At 49.1% G+C, this 5,933-nt stretch carries 5 protein-coding genes and 2 pseudogenes; 3 read left to right on the forward strand and 4 right to left on the reverse strand.

The genetic code is table 11. The annotated features are described in order from the left end of the window. Positions 1-193: 193 nt before the first annotated feature. The 3 genes from IKE44_RS11255 (at position 194) to IKE44_RS13885 (ending at position 1,197) form a co-directional block, all read left to right on the forward strand. The gene (locus IKE44_RS11255; protein WP_013146667.1) at positions 194-670 is read left to right on the forward strand and encodes a hypothetical protein; all 477 of its coding nucleotides are present in this window, start codon (positions 194-196) and stop codon (positions 668-670) included. Between the two features lie 15 nt (positions 671-685). After that, complete coding sequence (locus IKE44_RS11260; RefSeq protein ID WP_013146668.1) at positions 686-1,003, forward strand: hypothetical protein; 318 nt, start codon at positions 686-688, stop codon at positions 1,001-1,003. A 131-nt stretch (positions 1,004-1,134) separates the two neighbouring features. Next, positions 1,135-1,197 carry a DUF7667 family protein gene (locus tag IKE44_RS13885; protein WP_420867691.1) on the forward strand — a complete coding sequence of 21 codons (63 nt, stop codon included), beginning with the start codon at positions 1,135-1,137 and terminating at the stop codon, positions 1,195-1,197. Positions 1,198-1,574: 377 nt separating this feature from the next. Here IKE44_RS13885 and IKE44_RS11270 read toward each other — a convergent pair. The 4 genes and pseudogenes from IKE44_RS11270 to IKE44_RS11285 all read right to left on the reverse strand — a co-directional run. Beyond that, positions 1,575-2,125: pseudogene (locus IKE44_RS11270) on the reverse strand (MFS transporter); the annotation flags it as partial. Positions 2,126-2,299: 174 nt separating this feature from the next. Beyond that, positions 2,300-3,745 carry a glycoside hydrolase family 32 protein gene (locus IKE44_RS11275; protein WP_049625185.1) on the reverse strand — a complete coding sequence of 482 codons (1,446 nt, stop codon included), beginning with the start codon at positions 3,743-3,745 and terminating at the stop codon, positions 2,300-2,302. Positions 3,746-3,757: 12 nt separating this feature from the next. Next, a complete protein-coding gene (locus tag IKE44_RS11280; protein WP_049625186.1) occupies positions 3,758-5,134 on the reverse strand; it encodes a sucrose-specific PTS transporter subunit IIBC in 1,377 nt (458 codons plus the stop codon). 193 nt (positions 5,135-5,327) lie between these two features. Continuing rightward, positions 5,328-5,792, reverse strand: a pseudogene (locus IKE44_RS11285) (BglG family transcription antiterminator); the annotation flags it as partial. Positions 5,793-5,933: the final 141 nt, after the last annotated feature.

Raw genomic sequence — 5,933 nt, forward strand, 5'->3', positions numbered from 1 at the left:
CGTCGTCGAGTTCATTTATGACGCTGCGAAGCAAGATATTCCCATTGATGTGATCAAAAAACAGCTCCGTATCGCGTAAGGGGTACCCTGTTTGTCTCTCTAACCATGGAAATTATTGTAATGAAAAATGCTCATCTACAGCTTTTATAGTATTCATTGAAATAAATAAACCGATAAAAGGGAGGGGGAATTTATGAAGCTGTCTATGAAGTTGTTCAAAAGAATTTTATCTCCTGTTTTAGCTCTGTCTGTTTTGGCGGTAGCAGTACCTACTTCTGTTTTTGCCGCAGAGACAAACACGGTGTCACAACTCACCCCTTCTGTGGCGAAGGTCAACACAGTGTCGCCAAAGGTAGAAACACAGGGTATCAAAACTGCAGCTCTCAAGAAAGCGGTATTGACGTTAGCAGACATGCTGGAATCGCAAGCCATTAAAAAATTGCTCGACTTTGTTGAGGACTACGGCAGTAAAAAGGTAGCAGATACTATCAGGGAATATGCCGATAATATTGCTGATACCTTGCGGACCATAGCTTCTTGGAAAGACCTTTCTATCCAAATCATTCAAGATCAAGTTAGCGGGGCGTTATATGATCTGGGAGTACCACTGAGTACAGCGAGACAGGTTGGTTGGGTCATTTCAAAATTCGTAGACTGGGTATTACTATAGTACAAGGAGGGTGCTATGAACGAGGAAAGAATCAAGGATCTTGAAGCAAAATTGAGTCTAGCCACCGACGCAATTACGTTACTCTTAGATATGGTGAACAAGGAGCACAAAAGCTTTGCGATTCTGGCCTTAGCCACTGGCTTTACTGCCGACGAGTTGGAACGCCTGGAAAAGCTGTTTTATCACGCTGGCAAATCACAGTGGGACAAGGACACATTTGTGGCAGAGTTCGAGAAGCAGCTTCCCAAAAGAAGTGCAATGTTGAGAAGCATTTTGGAAGGGCTAAAGTCAGATGGAAAGTTCGTATCGTTATGCGAGAAGTATTTGGATTGACAGAAAAAACCCGCCCATGTCGAGGCGGGTTTATTTTTCTTCAAAACATCCAAATCTTCACCAAACGATTCTGTCAATGTCAAGAGAGTATGGAGATCGCGAAACTCAAAAACCTGTCGCTACTGGCCAGCATGACCGGCGACGTTGAGTGGCAGCATGAGTTGTGCGCGAGGCTGGAGAAGTTGTCGGGATGAAAAAGGAGCCCTTCTCGCTTGATATTATCCCTCTAGTGTAGACAGTTGGGAAAATGCCCATACTGTCATGAAAAACACTGGAGGGATTTGTTTATGTTCGAGACCAAGCAAACACCGAAAGGGAAGACCACCTATTCCGTGGAGTTTAAATGGAGGGCTGTCCAGATGTACATCGAAGAAGGATGGGGATATAAGCGGATATGCCAAGAGTTATAGGGATTCCCTGCACGAAAACGATCAGACTTTGGGTAAAACGTTATCATGAACATGGTCGAAAAGGGCTCGAAGAACGGCGCGGGACATCCAAGTCTCCATTCAAGGGAAGACCCCGAAAAAAAGAGTGCAGTTTAGAGGAAGAGAATCGAAGACTGAAAGCTGAGGCGGAGGCGCAAATAGATCGCATACAGCGCCGGAATCGCCGCCAGCCATAACGCCGTCCGCCAGCCGTAAGCTGGTATGACGAAATACGAGATGAGCGCTGCCAATAGCCAACCGCCAGCCCAAAAGCTCTCGAGCAGCACGACAGCCCGGCCGCGATCCTTAGCTGGCACCGCTTCTGAGACGAGCGTTGACGCGACCGGCAGCTCGCCGCCAAGTCCCATGCCGATCAAAAAGCGGAGCGCCAAAAACGCCGCTAACGTCGTCGTCAGCGCCGACAGCCCACTGCCAAGCGAGAACAGCAACAATGTGAAAATAAAAACGTTTTTCCGCCCGATCCGGTCCGCAAGCAATCCGAACACGAGCGCTCCAACCGCCATGCCGATCGAGTTGACGCTGCCGATCCAGCCGACTTGTTCGGCTGTCAAGTTCCAGTCTTTTTGCAAGGCGGCCATCAAAACGACAACATGCCGACATCCATCGCGTCAAACAGCCAACCGAGACCGGCGATGCCTAACAGCTTGCGCTGGGAAATCGCGGTTTGGTTCATGTGTATCCCCCTGTCATTATCGATGTAAAGACATCGTCTACTGTTCATTATAGAGGGGGACGGAAGTAAATTCAATCCCGTATTGCTCATTGTCTCACAAAAGGAACTACAACAGTAATAAACAAGCCGCCGAAAAGCGAGTGCTCTCGGCAGCTTTGCTCGTGCCAATCCGTCTTATAATTCCCATTTCTCGATGTCCATCTGAAGATGCCCATGAGCGCCAAAGAAAATCGTTTGGTCGTCCGGATGCGGAAAAAACCGCGCAGTGAACGTCTCTTCGCCATCATTGACGAACAGTTCGATCGATGACGTATCAAGGAAAACATGAAGCGAACGAAGACGTGGCAATCGACATTGCCGCTTCTCCGTCAGCCCGTTCACAAAGCTTTTCCGTTCAAGCGTCAATACCCCTTCGTCACTATTGTAAACAAGGCGAGCCGCATGGCGAAAGTAAATTTCCATCATGCTTCCGAACAGTTCGATATTGTCGAGGCGAAGTTCGATCGCATCTCCCTCGAGTCCCGCCCATGACCTCAGCTCATTCACCACAGTGGCGCTTGGATATGCTACTTTTTGTTTGCGCAACTGTTTCAGCTCTTCCACTGGCGTCTGTCTCAGCTTGCCGCCAGTGAGGCGAAGTTCGCGCGGCAAGGTGAGCGCGTGCACCCAGCGGTGGCTCACTGTCGGCTGACGGTCTTCATCCTGGTCCGGCACACCCATCCAGCCGATGAGGATGCGCCGCCCGTTCCGGTCAAGCATCGTTTGCGGAGCGTAAAATTCAAAGCCGCGATCAAGCTCCTCAAACGTCCCGTGAAGGAATTCGGCCCGTTCGTAGTCGAAGCGGCCGACAAAATAACCTGACTGGTAGACGTTTTGGTAGCGCATGCCGTCCGGTTTTAATCCTTGCGGGCAGACGATGAGCACGTCTTGCCCATCTAATGGAAACAAGTCTAGGCATTCCCACATATAGCCAAACGGACCAAGCCCGTTCATGTTGCCGCCAGCAATTGGGCCAAGATGCTCCCAATGACAAAGATCAGCGGAACGAAACAGCACCGCTTTTCCATCGCCGCTTTCGCTTTGCGCCCCCAAGATCATATACCAATGGCCCTGATACCGCCATACTTTCGGATCGCGGAAATGGGCCGTATATCCGTCCGGAAGTGTAATGACGACACCTTTTTTTGTAAAATGAATGCCATCTTCCGATACGGCCATGCATTGGTACGTTTGGCGGTTTCCTTGTTCATCTTTCACATTGCCAGTGTAAAACAGCACGAGTTTTCCATCGCAACTAATCGCACTGCCGGAATAGCAACCATCTTTGTCATACCATTCGCTTGGCGCTAACGCAATCGGCGCTGCTTGCCAATGAACCAAGTCTGGGGATGTATAATGCCCCCAGAACTTGGCGCCATGGCCGGTGCGAAACGGCATCCATTGGTAGAAGACGTGATACGTTCCGTGCCAGTCGATCAGCCCGTTTGGATCGTTCATCAACCCGACAGGAGGCATGAGATGGTAGCGAAGCCGATACCGGTCACGATTGACAAGAGTCTCATATTTTTCGACTTCAGCGTATGCTTGTTCAATAAGTTTCTGTTCCCGTTCGGATTTCATCCGCTTGTCCCCTCACTCTTCTTCTTCACGGAACTTTAGAAGGAATGTCGCCACAAACGCTGAAACGACGGCAATGGCAAAACCGATTAAGTAGTGCATTAAGTTCGTGAGCCCTTCCGGCGCAACGATGGCGATCATCGGGATGCCGGTCAACCCGTAGGCATTAGCTACTACATTCGTAAATACGACGTACGCTCCGCCGAGCGCGCCGCCAATGGCCGCAGCGATAAACGGCTTCCGGTATTTTAAGTTCACCCCGAAAATGACTGGCTCGGTAATGCCTAAAAAAGCTGACAAGGCCGCCGGTAACGCAATCTCTTTTGTTTTTGTCCGCTTCGATTTGACAAATACAGCCAAACCGGCGCCGCCTTGGGCGACGTTGGCCATCGACCAAATTGGCAGTAAATAGTTGACCCCAAGTTTCGCCAACAAGTTCGCTTCAATGGCATGAAAGCTATGATGCACACCGGTAATGACGATCATCGAGTACAATCCGCCGAAGATAAGGCCAGCTAACGCACCGCCATAATGGTAAACAAAGTTCAACACCGTCGTAATCCCATCGCCAAGCAAATTGCCGAGCGGACCAATGGCCAAAATCGTAATAAATCCCGTCAAAATGACGGTCACAAATGGAACAACAAGCAAACTGACCGCATGGGGAACAACTTTTCGCAATCCACGCTCCAATTTGCTCATCACATACGTCGCCAGCAAAATCGGCACGACCGTCCCTTGATACCCGACCATAGCGATATCAAAGCCAAGAAAATGCATATAGTTTGGCTTGGCCTCGGCCAATCCCCACGGGTTTAATAGCGCCGGGTGAGTCATAATACCGCCGATGACCGCCCCTAAAAACGGCGTGCCTCCAAATTCTTTCGCCGCGCTAAAGCCGATTAAAATTGGCAAAATAATAAACGCCGCACTCGAAAACATATCAAGCAAAATATACAGCGGGCTGTCTGCCGCCACCCATTTGAACGCCTTCATCATCCCAAGCAAACCCATTAACAAACCGCTCGCGACAATGGCTGGGATGATTGGGACAAAAATGTTTGACAACGTCTTCGCAAAGCGGGCGAGCGGATTCATTTTTTGCTTGATGGCTTCTTGATGAGCATCAGCATCACCTTGCTGTATCCCTGCTTCCCGGACAAACGCCTCATACACTTTATTCACCACGCCGGTGCCAAAAATAATTTGAAACTGTCCGGAGCTGGAAAACGCCCCTTTAACCCCTTCAATGTTTTCAATGTCTTTCGCCTCGGCCTTTTTGTCATCTTTTAAGACGAGGCGAAGCCGTGTCGCGCAATGAGTTACGCTAATGATGTTTTCTTTCCCGCCAAGGAGCGGGATGAGTTGTTTAGCAATGTGTTCATAATTCATCGGTGAACTCCTCCCCTTCTGAATGATGGTGAAATGAAAAACAAAAAAGACCTAAAACATACAAAGGGCGATCTAGCGGCATGACTCACTTGCCGTTCCCTTCATACGTTTTAGGTCTTGCCTGCTCGAAGCAGTTACAATCCCGCAATATTTCGTTGTCTGTTTTGCATTATACGGCAACTTGCTGTTTTTGTCAACGCTTTCGCAACCGTTGGATATGGAGGACGATATAGGCGAGTTCCTCCTCCGGAAAACGGATGCCATATTCCTTCTCTGCATAGCTTGCCGCTTTTTGTGTACACGCCCATTCCCTTGCATATTTTGTCTGAATGAGCGCAAGCATCTCCTCATCCATCGAATGAATCGGCTCCCCGTTTTCGATGCGGCTTAAGGCAAAGCGCAAATGAGTGAGCAGCCGCTGGTATGAAATGCTTTCCTTATCGATCGATATGCCGAGCTCCGTTTGGATAAGGTCAACGAATTCATGAATGAGCGTCGTCTCGCGCATCGTTTTGTTCATGCTGGCGGCATCGAGTTTCGCCGTATGAATATGAAGGGCGATATGGGCCACCTCGTCATCGGGAATCTCGATGCCAAGCCGCTCTTTGATCAACTGTTTCGCCCATAGCCCAATTTCATACTCCGCCTTATATAGCACCAGGCGTGTTGATTATCCAATAAAATCCAAAGGGTATAGAAAAAAGAGCACCTTTCCTGTAGAATGTGAGTAACGACACAAACAAACCCAGGAGGTGCTCTCTATGAACAAGCATACCACACTCCCGAATTTGATGCAAAA

The sequence above is a fragment of the Geobacillus sp. genome (genome assembly GCF_017515625.1).
Lineage (GTDB): Bacteria > Bacillota > Bacilli > Bacillales > Anoxybacillaceae > Geobacillus > Geobacillus stearothermophilus.

What these genes read in the sequence shown, in the direction of transcription:
- IKE44_RS11255 (WP_013146667.1), top strand. Translation starts at nt 194, where the DNA reads ATGAAGCTGTCTATGAAGTTGTTCAAAAGAATTTTATCTCCTGTTTTA.
- IKE44_RS11260 (WP_013146668.1), top strand. Translation starts at nt 686, where the DNA reads ATGAACGAGGAAAGAATCAAGGATCTTGAAGCAAAATTGAGTCTAGCC.
- IKE44_RS11275 (WP_049625185.1), bottom strand. Translation starts at nt 3,745, where the DNA reads ATGAAATCCGAACGGGAACAGAAACTTATTGAACAAGCATACGCTGAA.
- IKE44_RS11280 (WP_049625186.1), bottom strand. Translation starts at nt 5,134, where the DNA reads ATGAATTATGAACACATTGCTAAACAACTCATCCCGCTCCTTGGCGGG.